The organism is Arthrobacter sp. CP30, assembly GCF_053470025.1.
The window spans coordinates 58,097-74,783 of the sequence record NZ_JBQEMM010000010.1 but is presented as its reverse complement, the minus strand read 5'-3'; the positions used below and the strand labels follow the sequence as shown (position 1 = coordinate 74,783).

The window sequence follows — 16,687 nt, the reverse complement described above, 5'->3', positions numbered from 1 at the left end:
GCCGCGTCCAGTGGAGCCTACCAAAAGCAGAACCGCCCCCGGCCCGGTGGGCCGACGGCGGTTGACTCCGTGGGAGTCCGGGGTGCCCTCGATAGGATTCGAACCTACGACCTTCTGCTCCGGAGGCAGACGCTCTATCCCCTGAGCTACGAAGGCGGAGACGGGATTTCCCGTACCCGTGCGGGACTCATCGAGCTTAGCAGGTGCCGCCTGCGTCGGAAAACGCACGGGCCGGACCCGGTCGGTCCACGCCTCAGTACCCCAGGAAAGCGTCCGTCCGCACCCGGGAGACCCCGGCGGTGCGGACCACGCGGCAGAGGTCCCCGATGAACGCCGGCGACCCGGAGACCAGGACCCGGCGTCGCTTGAGGTCGGGGACGGCTGCGAGCAGCTCCTCGGAGGAGAGCCCGCTCCCCGCAAGGGCCCAGGTGCCGGGCACCGCCGGAACGCCGTCGTCGGCCGGGACGAAGAGCACCACGCGCGTACCGAGCCCGGCCAGTTCGTCCCGGAAGGCGATCTCCTCGGCGCTGCGCACCACGTACACGAGGACGATGTCGCGGTCCTCCCCGCGTGCGGCGATGTCCCTGAGCTGGCTGATGAACGGGGTGACACCGATCCCGCCGGCGGCCAGCAGGAGCGGGACGGACGCATCCCGCGGCAGGCGGAAGTCGCCGCCCACGAGGGTCCCGGTGATGTGCGCGTCCTTCGGCAGCTCGAGCAGGGCCTTCTTGAACGAGCTCCCCTGCGCCGTGGTGCGCAATCCGAAGGTGACGGCGTCGGCCTGCTGGGGTGCGGACGTGATGCTGAAGACGCGGCGGCTGCCACGGCTGTCCGCCCCGCGGTGCGGCATGGACAGTTCCATGTACTGCCCCGCGGTGAAGCGCACGGGACGGGCCGGTTCGAAGACGAGCTCAGTGCTCGTGGGCGTCAGCTGCCGTGACCCGGCGAAGGAGAGCCGGACACCGCGTCGCTGGCCCATCAGGAACGCGACGGCGTTACCGATGACGAGCGCGAACTCCGGTCCGAGGAATACGGGTCCGACGGACACCTGCAGCGCGAAGACGGCGGCGACGATCGCGGCGAAGAGCCATTGCTGCCAGCGCAGCGGGGGGAGCGTCAGGGGCTCGGTCATCATGAAGCCGAGCAGGAACAGGACCGGGTAGGACGTCAGGACCAGCTGGAGTCCTGCACCGGCGGTCAGCCCGCCCTGCACCAGGCCGACGAGCAGGATCCCGAGGGCGACGACGAGGAACACCGCACCCATGGACAGCTTCCGCGTCCGGTGGAGCAGCAGGGCGGCGCCGACCGCGACGACCGGCAGCATGTACGCGTTCGCCACCCACCAGGCCGCCGCGCCGACCCCCAGCAGGGTCGCGACGACGGCCCCCGTGGCTGCGGGGTTGAAGATGTGGCGGCCGCGGAAGGCGAGGAGGAACTTGGACGCTCCGGCCGCGACGCCCGCCGTGAGGATGCCGCCGAGGCCCTCAGCCGTGCTGGAGGGGAACATGATGAGGAAGACGATCAGCCCGGTGATGAGCGACGAGTCGCCGTGCGGGCGCAGCCGCAGGATCAGCGCCATGAGCCGCGTCCCGATGATCGTCCCTCCCACGGCGGCCACGAGGGTGCCGCCGATCTCGGCCGGGGTGTAGGCGAGCAGTCCTGTCAGCGAGAGCACGAGGGCCTCGACGGTCAGCAGGAGCAGCAGGCCCAGGGTCAGGCGGTACATGGTCATGCGGCCCAGCAGGCCGTCGAGTGCTGCGGTCATGAGAACAGTGCTCCTGCGAGTGGGGCGGAATAGCGGGCGCGTCCGTCGGAGTACATCAGGACGAAGTCGAAGTCGAAGGACCCGGCGAGGTCCGCGGGGTCGGTGACGAACAGGGCCGTGCACAGTCCGTCGGCGGTCATGGCGTCGGCTGCGAGGACCCACGTGGCGACGACCGTGTCGACGCAGTGCCCTGTCCGGGCATCCAGGACGTGGTGCAGTCCGTCACCCCAGACCCGGCGGTTCGACGCCGAGGCGCACAGCGCCCCCTCGGTGAGCACGACCGTGCCGATGGCCGACGACGGATCGTAGGGGTGTTCGAGGGCCACCGTGATGGAGCCGCTGCCGGCCCGTCGCATGTCACCGCTGGCGTCGACGACCGCCTGCCCGTGCCCGGCCGCGAGGAGGTACTCGAGCATCAGGTCCACGAGTTGCCCCTTGCCTGCGGCGCCGACGTCGAGGAGCGCCGGGGCCGCGAGGCTCACGCCGTCCTCCGTCCACTCGAGGAGGCCGTTCCAGGCTCTCGCGGGCGCCGGTGCCGCGGTAGGGACGAAGCTGTATCCGGCGTCGTAGCCCTGGTCGGCGAGGCGCTCGCCGACCAGGGGGGACACGCCGCCGCCGGTGACGTCGTGCAGCGTGCGCAGGAGGCGCCCCAGCCGGGCGCCGTGGCCCGGCAGGGAGAGGGAGCCCCCTGAGGCCGCCAGCTCGGTGATGCCGGAGTCGGCGCGGAAGCGGGAGTACAGCGCGTCGTAATCGTCGGCGATGCGGAGGAGGCCGGCCTTCTGGGCGGCCAGGAGCGGCGCGGCACTGTCCACGCGCCAGGCCGTACCGATCGCCTCGAAGCTGAAGGAGTGCCCCACGCCGCTGCGCCCTACAGCTGTGCTTCGCTCTTGATCTTGTCGGCCGCTTCGTTGAAGCCGCCGCTGGTCAGGGAGGACCCGGCGACCTTGTCCACGGCGAGCTCGTCGAGTTTCTTCCCGACGATCGCGTCCGAGATCCCACCGGCGAAACGCTCCTGGTACATCGTGGTGGTGGGGTTGTCCGGCATCGGCTCCACCTCGACGGCGGTCACGACATCGGCCGCCAGTGTCAGGGTCACGCCGACCTCCTCGGGGCCGGCGGGGGACTGGTAGCCGCCGGTCTGGGTGTAGGTGCCGTCCTCGTAGCTCTGGTCCGCTGCGGCGGCGTCCGCGGTCGCTGCCCCGGTCGGTGCCGCTCCGGGTGCCTCGGTGGCATCGGCTGCAGAGGATTCCGCCGCGGGAGCTTCGGCGGCCGGGGTCTCGGCCTCGGCGCCGGCGCAGCCGGCCGCACCGAGAATGGACACGGCGGCGAGCGCCGTCAGGACGCGCTTGTGGAGGGGGAACCCGGCCCGCGCCGGCGCCGTCATCAGGGGTGTTTCGGTCTGGCCTGTCATGGTCACTGGATGCTCCTGGTGGATCGCGGTGGCGGGACCGGGCGGAAGGGCTCCGCACCGAGGGAGGCGTGGATGTCGAGGAGAGCCACTGATGCATTCCAACGTCCCATGACTCCATTCGTTTCTCCCGGCCTTCCGGACTGTACCGGCCGCGCACCGGTCGGCAGACCCGTGGGGCGGATTCGCGCCTGTGCCGCAGGCGCTCGCCGCGTCACGCGAATCAGGGCGGACGGGGCGCCGCGGCTATGCTTGACGGGTGACTCCCGAAGAACTCTCCTCCGCTATTTCCGCCTGCCTCAGGGCCGCCGTCGACGCCGGTGACCTGACCATCGACCTCCCCTCCGAGGTGCGGGTGGAGCGACCGAAGAACCGGGAGCACGGGGACTGGGCCACGAACATCGCGCTGCAGCTCGGCAAGAAGGCCGGGATGAACCCCCGGGAGTTCGCGCAGCTGCTCAGCGACCGCCTCGCGGGCATCGAGGGCGTCAGGAGCGTCGACATCGCCGGTCCGGGCTTCCTCAACATCACGCTCGACGCCGGTGCCGCGGGTGAGCTCGCCCGCACCATCGTCGAGGCGGGCCAGGCCTACGGCACCAACGATGCGCTCGCGGGCCGGAAGATCAACCTCGAATTCGTCTCCGCCAACCCGACCGGTCCCATCCACATCGGAGGGACCCGCTGGGCGGCCGTCGGGGACGCACTCGCGCGGATCCTGCAGTCGCAGGGTGCGGAGGTCACCCGCGAGTACTACTTCAACGACCACGGCGCGCAGATCGACCGCTTCGCCCGCTCACTCCACGCCTCCGCCAACGGCGATCCGGCCCCGGAGGACGGCTACAGCGGCCAGTACATCGTCGACATAGCCCAGCGTGTCCTCGCCGCCGATCCCGACGCGCTGGCCCTCGACGGACCGGCGTCCGTCGAGCGGTTCAGGGAGATCGGCGTGGACCTCATGTTCTCGGACATCAAGGCGTCCCTGCATGATTTCGGCGTGGACTTCGACGTGTACTTCCACGAGCACTCGCTGTTCGAGAACGATTTCGTCGAGGACCTCCTCGACAAGCTCAAGGCGTCCGGCAACCTCTTCCTCGAGGACGGCGCCTGGTGGCTGAGGTCCACCGACTACGGCGACGACCGGGACCGCGTGGTGATCAAGTCGAACGGCGCGCCCGCCTACATCGCCGGAGACATCGGGTACTTCGTCAACAAGCGGAACCGTGGCTTCGACCTCAACATCATCATGCTCGGGGCGGACCACCACGGGTACGTGGCGCGCCTGAAGGCCGCGGCGGCTGCCTTGGGTGACGATCCCGATGCCGTGGAGGTCCTGATCGGCCAGCTGGTGAACCTCGTGAAGGACGGCGCACCGGTGCGCATGTCGAAGCGCGCAGGAACGGTCGTCACGCTCGAAGACCTCGTGGACGCAGTTGGCGTCGACGCCGCGCGCTACACGCTGGCCCGCTTCTCCGCCGATTCGAATATCGACATCGACCTGGACCTCCTGACCCGGCACACCAACGAGAACCCGGTGTTCTACGTGCAGTACGCCCACGCCAGGACGCACGCCGTGGCGCGCAACGCCGTCTCCGCGGGTGTGGACACCAGGTCCTTCGACGCCGCGGCACTGGCGCACCCGACGGAAGGGGCGCTGCTCGCTGCCCTCGGGCAGTTCCCGGGCGTCGTCGCCCAGTCCGCGACCTTCCGCGAACCGCACCGCGTGGCCCGCCACCTCGAGGTGATCGCCGGCACCTACCACCGCTGGTACGACGCCTGCCGCGTGTCCCCGCTGGGCGACGCCCCGGTCGAGGACGTCCACCGCTCGCGCCTCTGGCTGAACAACGCCACGCAGCAGGTCCTCGCGAACGGCCTCGGGCTCCTCGGGGTATCGGCACCGGAGAGGATGTGACCATGACCGTCGTGGACCCCACCCGCCCCTCGCCCCTCGCGCCAGACTGGCTGTCCGTCCCGGCGGAACCTGCCCGGCTGGACGCGAAGCTCTGGGCCGAGGACGTCGCGCGCGGGAGCGACGGCGTCCTGCGGATCGACGGCGTCTCCGTCGCCGACCTCGCCGCCGAGTTCGGCACCCCGCTGTTCGTGATGTCCGAGCGGGACTTCCGCACCCGGGCCGCCACCTTCCGCGACGCGTTCGACGACGCCTTCCGCGATCTGTGCGGGGGAGTGGACGTCTTCTACGCGGGCAAATCCTTCATCTGCACCGAAGTGGCCCACTGGGTCCGCGAGGAGGGCCTCGGCCTCGACACCTGCTCCGGCGGCGAACTCGCCGTGGGCCTGCGCGCCGGCATGCCCGGGAACCGCCTGGGCCTGCACGGCAACAACAAGTCCGCTGCGGAGATCACGCGGGCCATCGACGCGGACCTCGGCCGGATCGTCGTCGACAGCCTCCAGGAGGTCGCCCTGGTGGGTGACCTCGCCGTCGAACGCGGCCGCCGCGCCAACGTGATGATCCGCCTGACGCCCGGCGTCCACGCCCACACGCACGAGTTCATCGCCACCGCCCACGAGGACCAGAAGTTCGGGCTGTCGCTCACCACCGAGCAGGGGCCCGGGCAGCAGGACGGACAGGACGACGGCGGCTCCTCCCCGGCCGCGCGGGCCGTCGCCGACGCCCTGGCCCATCCGGGCATCAACCTCCTCGGTGTGCACTGCCACATCGGCTCGCAGATCTTCGAACCGGAGGGCTTCGAGCTGGCGGCCCGCCGGCTGCTCGTTTTCCTCGCCGGGGTCCGTGACCGGCACGGCGTCGAGCTGCCCGAACTGGACCTCGGCGGCGGCTACGGCATCGCCTACACCGAGGCCGACCAGCCGCGGCCCGCGGCGGAGATCGCCCGCGCGATGGCCACCGTCGTCGGCTCCACCTGCCGTGAGCTCGGCCTGCGCGTCCCCCGGATCTCGATCGAGCCCGGCCGTGCCATCGTGGGACCGACGACCTTCACCCTCTACACCGCGGGCACCACGAAGACCGTGCGCGTCGACGCAGCCGCCAACGGCTCCGAGGTGGTGCAGGACACCTCCGTTACGCACCCGCGACGCTATGTGTCGGTGGACGGCGGGATGAGCGACAACGCCCGTCCGGTGCTCTACGGCGCGGATTACTCGGCCGTCCTCGCCTCGCGGACGCCCGAGGGGCCGCCCGTCCTGTCCCGTGTGGTTGGAAAACACTGCGAGAGCGGTGACATTGTGGTGCGGGACGTCTACCTCCCGGAGGACACCGGAGCAGGTGACCTTCTCGCCGTCCCGGGAACGGGAGCCTACTGCTGGGTGCTCTCGAGCAACTACAACTACCTGGCGCGGCCTCCGGTCGTGGCTGTCGTCGACGGTGCGGCCCGACTGATCGTCCGCGGCGAGACCGAGGAGGACCTGTTCCGCAGGGACGTCCAGCGCGAGACCGCCCAGCCCTCACCAGCAGTAGCCGCCCCGGATCCAGGAGCTTCACAGACCGCATGAATGCACCAGCACCCTCTCCCGCACCCCTCCGCGTCGCCCTGCTGGGCTGCGGCAACGTCGGCTCCCAGGTGGCCCGGATCCTCCTCGAGGACGCCGCGGACCTCGGGCTCAGGGCAGGCGCCCCCCTCGAACTCATCGGGGTGGCGATCCGTTCGCTGGAGGCGGAGCGCGACGTTGACCTGCCGGCGGGGCTGCTGACCCAGGACGCCGAGTCGCTCGTCGAGCGGGCGGACATCGTCATCGAGCTCATGGGCGGCATCGAGCCGGCCAAGACGCTGATCCTGCGCGCCATCGCGCACGGTGCCACGGTGGTCAGCGGGAACAAGGCCCTCCTCGCGCAGGACGGGCCGGAGCTCTACGAGCAGGCCGACAAGGCCGGCGTGCAGTTGTCCTACGAGGCCGCCGTCGCCGGAGCCATCCCCATTCTGCGACCCATCCGCGACAGCCTGTCGGGGGACCGCATCACCCGCGTGCTGGGCATCGTCAACGGCACCACGAACTACATCCTGGACCAGATGGACTCCACGGGGGCGCAGTTCGCCGACGCGCTGAAGGCGGCGCAGGACCTCGGGTACGCGGAGGCCGACCCGACGGCCGACGTCGAGGGGCACGACGCCGCCGCGAAGGCCGCGATCCTCGCCTCGCTGTCCTTCCACACCCGGTTCGCGCTCGAGAACGTGTACTGCGAGGGCATCACCGCGGTCACCGCGGACGACATCGCGGCCGCCGCCGAGGACGGCTACGTCATCAAGCTGCTCGCCATCGCCGAGATCCTGACCGACGAGGCCGGCGCAGCGGGCGTGGGCGTCCGCGTCCACCCCACCCTCCTGCCGCGCTCGCACCCGCTCGCGGCCGTCCACGGCGCGTTCAACGCCGTGTTCATCGAGGCGGAGAACGCGGGCGAGCTCATGTTCTACGGCCAGGGTGCAGGCGGGACGCCGACGGCGTCGGCCGTGCTCGGCGACGTCGTGAGCGCGGCCCGCCGCATGGTCCTCGGCGGGCCCGGCCGCACCGAGACCACCACGGGCCACGTGCCGCCGCTGAGCATCGACACCGTCCGCACGAGCTACTGCATCGGCCTGCAGGTCGCGGACCAGCCCGGTGTCCTCGCCCGGATCGCCCACATCTTCGCCGAGAACGGCGTCTCCATCGAGACGATGCGCCAGCGCATCCATCAGCGCGGGCCCGACGGCGGCACCACCGCCGAGCTGCGCATCGTCACCCATCGCGCCCCCGAGGCGTCCCTCGCGGCGACCGTCAAGCAGGTCGGTGCGCTCGACGTCATCACCGCCGTCTCATCCGTGCTCCGAGTAGAGGGAATCTAAGTGGCCCACCAGTGGCGCGGAGTCATCCGCGAATACGCAGAACGCCTACCTGTCACCGAGGCCACCGAGGTCATCACCCTCGGCGAGGGCGGTACGCCCCTCGTGCACGCCCGCCATCTGTCCGAGCTGACGGGCAACACCGTCTACCTCAAGGTCGAGGGCATGAACCCCACCGGCTCCTTCAAGGACCGCGGCATGACCATGGCCATGACGGCCGCGGTCGCCGCCGGGGCCAAGGCCGTGGTCTGTGCGTCCACGGGCAACACCTCCGCCTCCGCTGCGGCCTACGCCACGCAGGCCGGAATCACCTGCGCCGTGCTCGTTCCCGACGGCAAGATCTCCATGGGCAAGCTGAGCCAGGCGATCGCCCACGGTGCGCAGCTCCTGCAGGTCAACGGCAACTTCGACAACTGCCTCGACGTGGCGCGGAAGCTCGCCGAGGCCTATCCCGTGTTCCTGGTGAACTCCGTCAACCCCGCGCGGCTGGAGGGGCAGAAGACCGCAGCCTTCGAGGTGGTCGACACGCTCGGCGATGCACCGGACTACCATCTGATGCCGGTCGGGAACGCGGGCAACATCAGCGCCTACTGGAAGGGCTACAAGGAGTACGCGGCGCCGTACGCCTCGATGCACCACGGTGAGCTGCCGGCCGTGGCGACCCGGACGCCGATCATGTGGGGCTTCCAGGCAGAGGGCGCGTCCCCGCTGGTCAAGGGCCACCCGATCACCGAACCGGACACCATTGCGACCGCCATCCGGATCGGCAACCCCGCGTCCTGGGACTTCGCCGTGGCCGCCCGTGACGAGTCCGGCGGACTCATCGAGGCCGTGACGGACGAGGAGATCCTCGACGCGCACCGCTGGCTGTCCTCCCGCGAGGGCGTCTTCGTGGAACCCGCCTCCGCTGCCGGCGTCGCAGGACTCATCAAGAAGCACGCCGAGGGCCTCGCGCCGACGGGTAAGACGATCGTCATCACGGTCACCGGTCACGGCCTTAAGGACCCGCAGTGGGCGCTCCGCACCGCCGACGGCGCGGATGTCGAGCCCACCAAGGTGGAGTTCGACGTCGTCAGCGTCGCCGCGGCCCTCGGGCTCGAGGGCTGAGGTGACCGGCCTCCACGCGGTGCCGGTCCCCGTCGCCGATCCGGACGGGACCGCCGGACTCCCCGGCGTAGCGCCCGGACAGTCCGTCGAGGTGCGCGTCCCCGCGACGAGTGCGAACCTCGGACCGGGCTTCGACGCACTCGGTCTGGCACTGTCGCTCTACGACACGGTCCGCGTCCGCACGGTCACCGCCGGGACGACGGTGGTGAGGCCGACGGGGGAGGGCTCCGCCGCCCTGCCGACGGACGGGACGCACCTCGTGGCGCGTTCGCTCCTCAGTACGCTGGAGCGCGCCGGGTTCGCATCACCCGGCCTTGAACTGGACACGACCAACGTGATCCCGCACGGCAGGGGCCTCGGCTCCTCCGCGGCCGCGATCGTCGCGGGTGTCCTCGCGGGCAACGCGCTCCTGCCCGTCGACCGCAGGCTCGACGACGCCCACCTCCTGCAGTGGGCGGCACAGCTCGAGGGCCATCCGGACAATGTGGCCCCCGCCCTCATGGGTTCCCTCGCCGTCTCCTGGGAGAGCGGACACGCTTACCACAGCACGCGTGTGGAGGTGCATCCAGACGTCGTCCCCGTGGTCGCCGTCCCCGGGAGCGTGCTGTCGACGGAGAGCGCCCGGGCGCTGCTGCCGGCGTCGGTCTCCCACCACAGCGCGGCCGCGAACGCAGGGCGTGCGGCGCTGCTGGTGCACGCCCTGGCGGAGGATCCGTCACTCCTCTTCCCCGCGACGCAGGACTGGCTGCACCAGGACTACCGCGCCCAGGCCATGCTCCCGAGTGCCACGCTCCTGCGCGGATTGCGCGCTGCGGGCTTCGCGAGCACCATCTCCGGAGCGGGGCCCAGCATCATGACGCTGGCCGTCGGCGCGGCAGGGGCGGAGGCGGCCGAGGAGACGCTGCGGGCGCTTCTTCGCACCCTCGACACGCCGGAACCCTGGCGTATCCTGCGACTCACGGTGGAGCGTTCGGGTGCTAAAGTAGGAGTGCACCAAGGGTAGTGACCGTTCCGCGTACGCTGTGCGCACTACGTGTCACTGTGTCTCTCAAGGCATCGTGTGCTTCTGCTGAGTCGGCCGTCCTCTTCTTCGGACCGCCGCGAAAACTGCAGGGTCCATCAGCAGTAGCGCATCCTCCGGTGTAGCCTCCGACCTGATCTTCGTGCGCGGGCCAGTCCTGCCTGCGAAGACATCCTCAGGCTCCAGCACGCCCAGTCGAGGCCGGACAGTTCCCGGCCCGACTGAACCCCGCCTGCTTCACATGCGGCACGGGGCAAACCACCGCGGACCACTGATCAGGTGGCCGCCCGACGAGGGGGAAGGATCCTTCGTGACTGAAACCACTGACCTGTTACCAGGTGTGGCCACCCAAGACGCTGAAGCAACCGGCGCAACAACTTCCAAGAGCAGCGGCCTCGCCGGCCTGAAGCTCGCCCAGCTGCAGGCACTCGCCGGTCAGCTCGGCATCACCGGCGGATCGAGGATGCGCAAGAGCGACCTCGTCTCCGCCATCTCGGACCACCAGCGCGGAGGCGCGGTGGCCGACCGCCAGAAGGCCCCCACCGTCCGCAGCGAGCGGAACGCGGACGGCGCGCGCCCTGTCGTCGCCGGCACGCCGGACGCCACCGAAGCACCGGCCGCTCCGACGCAGGACGGGCAGGAGGCGCCCGAGCGCCAGCCCCGGACGCGGAACCGGAACCGCCGCGCGGGAAGCGACGGCGTCGTCTCCGTGCCTGCAACGGACGCTGCCGTCATCACCGGCGAGCAGGTCGAGGCCCCGTCGCGTGAGACCGCCGACGCCCCGTCCGCCGGGGACCAGCAGGATCGCGGTGACCGCGAAACCGGCGGCCGTAACCAGCGCAACCGCCGCAACCGTCGCGGCGAGGACCGCAGCGACGCACAGTCCGGGCAGACCGAGACCGCGGCCGAGACCCGCAACGAGAACCAGAACGACGGACAGAACGAGTCCGGCCAGCAGGGTGACTCCGGCTTCGGCCAGCAGGGCGAGGGGCGCGGCGACCGCAACGAGCGCCGCAATCGCTCACGCAACGGCCGCGACGAGGACCGCTCGAACAACGGGTCCTCCAACAGCTCGAACAACGGCTCGAACAACAACTCGAACAACAGCGGCTCGAACAGTGACGGCCAGAACGACGGCGGCCGCACCGGCAGCGAGCGCAGCGACAACCGGAACTCCGGGGGCAACGGCTCCAATGGCTCCAACGCATCGAACGACGACGAGGGTCGCGGCCGGAACCGCCGCAACCGTGCCAACCGCAACGGTGGGAATCCCGTCGAGGACCGCAGCAGCCGCTTCCGTGACCGCAACGAGCGCAATGAGCGCAACGACCGTCGCCGTGGCCGCAACCAGCCCGACGTCGACGACGTCGAGGTCACCGAGGACGACGTCCTGCTGCCCGTCGCGGGCATCCTCGACGTCCTCGAGAACTACGCCTTCGTGCGCACGTCCGGCTACCTGCCGGGTCCGAACGACGTCTACGTCTCCCTGGCCCAGGTCAAGAAGCACAACCTGCGCAAGGGCGACGCCGTCGTCGGTGCCATCCGCGCTCCCCGCGAGGGCGAGACGCAGGCCAGCGCACGCCAGAAGTTCAACGCCCTCGTCCGCGTCACCACGGTGAACGGCAAGCCGGCCGAGGACCTCAAGGACCGCGTCGAGTTCGCGAAGCTCGTGCCGCTCTACCCGTCGGACCGCCTGCGCCTCGAGACGGACCCGAAGAAGATCGGCCCCCGCGTCATCGACCTCGTGGCGCCGATCGGCAAGGGCCAGCGCGGCCTGATCGTCTCGCCGCCCAAGGCCGGCAAGACGCTGATCCTGCAGGCGATCGCGAACGCCATCACGATCAACAACCCCGAGGTGCACCTCATGATGGTCCTCGTGGACGAGCGTCCCGAGGAAGTCACCGACATGCAGCGCACGGTGAAGGGTGAGGTCATCGCCTCCACCTTCGACCGGCCCGCGGACGACCACACCACGGTCGCCGAGCTCTCCATCGAGCGCGCCAAGCGCCTCGTGGAGATGGGTATGGACGTCGTCGTGCTCCTCGACTCGATGACGCGCCTCGGCCGTGCCTACAACCTGGCCGCGCCGGCCTCGGGCCGTATCCTGTCCGGTGGTGTCGATTCCGCAGCGCTGTACCCGCCGAAGCGTTTCTTCGGTGCTGCCCGCAACATCGAGAACGGTGGCTCGCTCACCATCCTCGCGACCGCGCTCGTCGAGACCGGTTCCAAGATGGACGAGGTCATCTTCGAGGAGTTCAAGGGCACCGGCAACATGGAGCTCCGCCTCTCGCGCAGCCTCGCCGACAAGCGCATCTTCCCGGCCGTGGACGTCAACGCGTCCGGTACGCGCCGCGAGGAGAACCTGCTCTCGCCGGACGAGGTCAAGATCATGTGGAAGCTGCGCCGCGTGCTGTCGGGTCTCGAGACCCAGCAGGCACTCGAGCTGCTGACCAACAAGATCCGGGAGACGCAGTCCAACGTCGAGTTCCTCATGCAGGTCCAGAAGACCACCCTGGGCTCCAAGGACTCCGACTAGCGCACCCCACGACGCCGTTCGTCCTGCCGTCCCTCCCCGGGACGGCAGGGCGGGCGGCTTCGCCCGTTAAGTCGCGTCCCGGCACAGCGTGGTCAACCGGGCCGTCCCGACCTTCGTAGACTGGCGGTAGACGCCGAAAGAGGTACACCAGATGTTTGAGTCCATCCAGGGACTGCTCGACGAGCACTCCGAACTGCAGGACCAGCTCGCCGACCCCGCCGTCCACGCCGACCAGGCGCTGGCCCGCAGGCTCGGCCGCCGGTATGCCGAGCTCGGCAGGATCGTCGACGCCCACAACCGGTGGGCCGCCCTGAACGACGACCTCGAGGCCGCACGCGAGATGGCGTCCGAGGACCCCGAGTTCGCGGCCGAGGTCCCTGTGCTCGAGGAACAGCTCGCCGTGGCTCAGGAGCGCCTGCGACGCCTGCTCATCCCGCGGGACCCGAACGACGGCCGCAATGTCATCATCGAGGTCAAGGGCGGCGAGGGTGGCGACGAAGCCGCGCTGTTCGCCGGGGACCTGCTGCGCATGTACGCGCGGTACGCGGAGTCCCGGGGCTGGAAGACGGAACTCATCTCCGCCAACGAGTCCGACCTCGGCGGCTACAAGGATGTCCAGATGGCCATCAAGGGGTCCTCCAACGATCCGGCGGAGGGCGTCTACGCGCGCCTGAAGTTCGAGGGCGGCGTGCACCGCGTCCAGCGCGTCCCGGTCACCGAGTCGCAGGGCCGCATCCACACCTCCGCGGCGGGCGTGCTCGTGCTGCCCGAGGTCGACGAGCCGGAGGAGGTCGAGATCAGCCAGAACGACCTGAAGATCGACGTCTACCGTTCCTCCGGTCCGGGTGGCCAGTCCGTCAACACGACCGACTCGGCGGTCCGCATCACGCACCTGCCCACGGGGATCGTCGTGGCGATGCAGAACGAGAAGTCGCAGCTGCAGAACCGCGAGGCGGCGATGCGCGTGCTGCGCTCCCGCATCCTCGCGCACGAGCAGGAGAAGATCGACGCCGCGAACTCGGACATCCGGAAGTCCCAGATCCGCACCATGGACCGCTCCGAGCGCATCCGCACCTACAACTACCCCGAGAACCGGATCGCGGACCATCGCACGGGCTACAAGGCCTACAACCTGGACGCCGTCATGAACGGTGACCTCGAGCCCGTGGTGCAGTCGGCCATCGAGATGGACGAGCAGGCCCGCCTGGACGCCATCGGCACGGAGGAGTAGGCGTGGAGGACGCCCTGCGTGCGGCGGAGGAACGGCTGCGCGCGGCGGGCGTGCCGAGTCCCCGGGTCGACGCCGAGCTCCTGGCAGCCCACCTGCTCGGGGTGTCCCGCGGCCGGCTCCGATCGATGGCACTGATCGGCGCTCCGGCGCCGGAGGGGCTGGACGCCCTCGTCGACGAGCGCGCGCGCCGTGTCCCGCTGCAGCACCTCACCGGCGCTGCATCCTTCCGGCGGATCGAGCTGTCGGTCGGCCCGGGAGTCTTCATCCCGCGTCCCGAGACCGAATCGGTGGCGCAGCTCGTGATCGACCGGGCGGGCACGCTGGCGGCTCCCAGGATCGTGGACCTGGGCACCGGCTCCGGGGCGATCGCCGCGTCGGTCGCGGCCGAGGTGCCCGGCGCCGAGGTCTACGCCGTCGAACTGAGCGACCTCGCGATCGCCTGGGCCCGCGCGAACCTCGAGCCCTACGGGGTCCGCCTCGTCCTGGGTGACCTCGCGACGGCGCTGCCCGAGGAGAACGGCACCTTCGACATCGTCGTGTCGAACCCGCCGTACATCCCGGCCGACGCCGTGCCGACCGAACCCGAGGTGGCCGAGCACGATCCGCAGATGGCGCTGTACGGCGGGGGAGCCGACGGGCTCCGGCTGCCGCGGGCCGCGGCAGCCTCGGCCGCCCGCCTGCTCAGGGCGGGCGGGTACTTCGTCATGGAGCACGCCGAGGTGCAGGCGCCCTGGGTCGCCGCGTTCCTCGGGGAGGCCGGCGTGTGGGCGGACGTCACCACGCATCAGGACCTCGGCGGGCGCGACCGTGCCACCAGCGCCGTCCTGGGGCAGCTCCGCGTGGACGGGACATCGACGTCGGAAGCCGACGTCGCGGACACAGCCACAGGAGGCGGACGATGACGGAGCAGACGGATCACCCGGATCAGCCGGATCAGCCGGATCAGCCGGACCAGCCGGACCAGCCGGACCAGCCGGATCAGCCGGTGCACGGCGGAGCCGCGGATGCCATCGAGGCCTCGGATCGAACCGCGGAGGGGACGGGGCAGCTCACCGGGCAGCTCACCGGGCAGCTCGCCGACACCGTCGCCGTCGCCGCAGTCACCTACGACCGCCACGAGGAACTCGCCCAGCTCCTGCAGGCGCTCGCCCGGCAGACCGCACCGATCAGGACGGTCGCCCTCGTCGACTCCGGCACGCGTCCTGCCACCGACGTTGTGGAGGCTGCCGGCGGCTCCATCCACTACCTGCGCTCGGAGGCGAACCTCGGCGGGGCCGGCGGCTTCGCCTTCGCGATCCTCGCGGCCATCGCGAGCGGCGCCCGGTGGATCTGGCTCATGGACGACGACGGGCATCCGGAGGACGAGCGCTGCCTCGCCGAACTGCTGCGCGCGGCCCACGAGCACGACCTCGACATCGTGAGCCCGCTGGTCGCCGCGACCGACGATCCGACGCGGCTGTCCTTCAACTTCCGCATCGGCGGCCTGCTGACCAATGACCGTGCAACCCTCGAGCCGCTCGGTTTCCTGCCCGACATGGTGCACTTCTTCAACGGGGCCCTGATCCGCACCGAGGTCTTCTCGACCATCGGACTGCCGGACATGAAGTTCTTCATCCGCGGGGACGAGGTCGACTTCCTGGCCCGTGTGCGGAAGGCGGGACTGAAGTTCGGGACCCTCGCCACCGTCGCGGTCCGTCACCCGGCCACCTGGTCGGAGATGAAGCCGATCTTCGGCGGCTTCATCACCCCCGTGATCCCGGTGGGGGAGTTCAAGCGTGCCTCCTACTTCCGCAACCGTGCCTACCTGGCACGGAAGTACCGGAACCTCCGGTGGTTCGGCGCCGACATGATCGGCTTCCCCTACTACTTCCTCACGCAGCGTGACCTCACGGGCCTGAGGTCCTGGTTCGCCGCCTACTCGGCCGGCTTCCGCGGCCGGGGCTTCGGGCCCCCGCCGTCGGCCTGATCGACGAGGCGCGTGCACCGCGGGGCGACGCCTCGACCCGATCGACCCGATCGACCCCTCCCACCCGATACCCCGACTCCGGCGTGCACCGCCGGCGAATGGAGAGATGACCCGGTGACCACCAGCTACGACTGCTCCGATCCCGCCCAGCGCCGTGAAGGCCTCGCGGCCGCGCAGCGCGCCGTCTCGCTGAAGCAGTGCGTCGTCCTGCCCACCGACACCGTGTACGGCATCGGGGCGGACGCCTTCTCGCCCCAGGCCGTCGCCACGCTGCTGGCCTCGAAGGGGCGCGGGCGCACCATGCCGCCGCCGGTCCTCATCCCCCGCCTCCAGACGCTCGACGGCCTCGCCACCGACGTCCACCCGGACGCGCGGAAGCTCGCCGAGACGTTCTGGCCCGGCGGACTGACCCTCATCTGCCATGCCCAGCCCTCCCTGACGTGGGATCTGGGGGACACCCTCGGTACGGTGGCGCTCAGGGTGCCCGACGACGAGATCGCCCTCGAGCTGCTGATGCTCACCGGTCCGCTGGCCGTGTCGTCCGCCAACAGGACCGGGCAACCGGCGGCGACGACGGCGGCCGAGGCCGCCGACCAGTTGGCCGCCTCGGTCGCGGTGTACCTCGACGGAGGTCCGAGAAGCGAGGGCGGCGGCACGGGCTCGACCATCGTCGACGCCACGGGGGAGGCCCTGCGCGTGGTCCGCCAGGGGACACTTCCGCTGGAGCGGCTTCGGGAGATCGTTCCGGGGATCATCGGCGTCGACGGCGACGCAGGTCCCGGCACGGACGACGGGGCCGGCACGGTCGCCGCCGACAGCTGAGCCCTCCTCGGCCGTCCCCGCCCCGGGGCGCCGCCCGGACG

The 16,687-nt window shown here is 70.7% G+C and carries 13 protein-coding genes and 1 tRNA gene; 10 read left to right on the top strand and 4 right to left on the bottom strand.

The genetic code is table 11. The annotated features are described in order from the left end of the window. Positions 1-83 precede the first annotated feature (83 nt). The 4 genes from ACTIMO_RS13425 to ACTIMO_RS13410 all read right to left on the bottom strand — a co-directional run bounded on the left by ACTIMO_RS13425 (position 84) and on the right by ACTIMO_RS13410 (position 3,176). Positions 84-156: transfer RNA gene (locus ACTIMO_RS13425), tRNA-Arg, on the bottom strand. 97 nt (positions 157-253) lie between these two features. Continuing rightward, positions 254-1,765 (bottom strand): FAD-dependent oxidoreductase, encoded by a 1,512-nt coding sequence (locus tag ACTIMO_RS13420; protein WP_448182722.1) that lies wholly within the window; start codon positions 1,763-1,765, stop codon positions 254-256. After that, the gene (locus ACTIMO_RS13415) at positions 1,762-2,622 is read right to left on the bottom strand and encodes an FAD:protein FMN transferase (RefSeq protein ID WP_448182721.1); all 861 of its coding nucleotides are present in this window, start codon (positions 2,620-2,622) and stop codon (positions 1,762-1,764) included. The genes ACTIMO_RS13420 and ACTIMO_RS13415 overlap by 4 nt, the downstream gene beginning before the upstream one ends. Positions 2,623-2,633: 11 nt before the next feature. After that, on the bottom strand, positions 2,634-3,176 hold the full coding sequence (locus ACTIMO_RS13410; RefSeq protein ID WP_235499025.1) for an FMN-binding protein: 543 nt from the start codon (positions 3,174-3,176) through the stop codon (positions 2,634-2,636). 256 nt (positions 3,177-3,432) lie between these two features. Here ACTIMO_RS13410 and argS point away from each other — a divergent pair, with 256 nt between their 5' ends. The 10 genes from argS (at position 3,433) to ACTIMO_RS13360 (ending at position 16,646) form a co-directional block, all read left to right on the top strand. Next, positions 3,433-5,082: an arginine--tRNA ligase gene (gene argS, locus ACTIMO_RS13405; protein WP_055773029.1), complete on the top strand. Its 1,650-nt coding sequence runs from the start codon at positions 3,433-3,435 to the stop codon at positions 5,080-5,082. A gap of 2 nt (positions 5,083-5,084) precedes the next feature. Then, positions 5,085-6,641 carry a diaminopimelate decarboxylase gene (lysA, locus tag ACTIMO_RS13400; RefSeq protein ID WP_448182720.1) on the top strand — a complete coding sequence of 519 codons (1,557 nt, stop codon included), beginning with the start codon at positions 5,085-5,087 and terminating at the stop codon, positions 6,639-6,641. Continuing rightward, positions 6,638-7,966 carry a homoserine dehydrogenase gene (locus ACTIMO_RS13395; RefSeq protein WP_422390078.1) on the top strand — a complete coding sequence of 443 codons (1,329 nt, stop codon included), beginning with the start codon at positions 6,638-6,640 and terminating at the stop codon, positions 7,964-7,966. The genes lysA and ACTIMO_RS13395 overlap by 4 nt, the downstream gene beginning before the upstream one ends. Continuing rightward, the gene (gene thrC / locus ACTIMO_RS13390; RefSeq protein ID WP_055773024.1) at positions 7,967-9,070 is read left to right on the top strand and encodes a threonine synthase; all 1,104 of its coding nucleotides are present in this window, start codon (positions 7,967-7,969) and stop codon (positions 9,068-9,070) included. It begins immediately after the preceding gene. A 1-nt stretch (position 9,071) separates the two neighbouring features. Then, positions 9,072-10,073, top strand: a complete 1,002-nt coding sequence (gene thrB, locus ACTIMO_RS13385; RefSeq protein WP_422390077.1) for a homoserine kinase — start codon at positions 9,072-9,074, stop codon at positions 10,071-10,073. 328 nt (positions 10,074-10,401) lie between these two features. Beyond that, positions 10,402-12,627, top strand: coding sequence for a transcription termination factor Rho (rho, locus tag ACTIMO_RS13380; RefSeq protein WP_448182719.1), 2,226 nt, complete (start codon positions 10,402-10,404; stop codon positions 12,625-12,627). 151 nt (positions 12,628-12,778) lie between these two features. Further along, complete coding sequence (prfA, locus tag ACTIMO_RS13375) at positions 12,779-13,858, top strand: peptide chain release factor 1 (protein WP_055773017.1); 1,080 nt, start codon at positions 12,779-12,781, stop codon at positions 13,856-13,858. Positions 13,859-13,860: 2 nt separating this feature from the next. Further along, complete coding sequence (gene prmC, locus ACTIMO_RS13370; protein ID WP_448182718.1) at positions 13,861-14,760, top strand: peptide chain release factor N(5)-glutamine methyltransferase; 900 nt, start codon at positions 13,861-13,863, stop codon at positions 14,758-14,760. Further along, positions 14,757-15,824 (top strand): glycosyltransferase, encoded by a 1,068-nt coding sequence (locus tag ACTIMO_RS13365; protein WP_448182717.1) that lies wholly within the window; start codon positions 14,757-14,759, stop codon positions 15,822-15,824. The genes prmC and ACTIMO_RS13365 overlap by 4 nt, the downstream gene beginning before the upstream one ends. Before the next feature lie 114 nt (positions 15,825-15,938). Continuing rightward, entirely contained in the window at positions 15,939-16,646 is a 708-nt protein-coding gene (locus ACTIMO_RS13360) for an L-threonylcarbamoyladenylate synthase (RefSeq protein ID WP_448182716.1), read from the top strand. Positions 16,647-16,687 lie beyond the last annotated feature (41 nt).